Origin of the sequence: Morganella sp. HMSC11D09 (assembly GCF_001807955.1) — a bacterium.
GTDB classification, from domain to species: Bacteria; Pseudomonadota; Gammaproteobacteria; order Enterobacterales; family Enterobacteriaceae; genus Morganella; species Morganella morganii.
The window spans coordinates 4,820-5,038 of sequence record NZ_KV791640.1 but is presented as its reverse complement, the minus strand read 5'-3'; positions in this window follow the sequence as shown (position 1 = coordinate 5,038).

Sequence of the window (219 nt, the reverse complement as noted above, 5' to 3'; positions counted from 1 at the left end):
CCCGCCAATCACCAGGGAATCCGGCAGGCCGTATTTCAGGTAACAGCCTGCCAGCACCGCGCCGAAACCTGTCAGGGCAGTGAGATCAAGAAGTATGTTTTTCATAGGAATAGAATTTCTTCGTCAGGATCCAGAGAGGAAAGGAAGTCGGAACCACCACCGCCGTTCACCATCTGGCGTGATTTGGCAGTAAACAGCGCAACCGGTCCGTCGATTTTG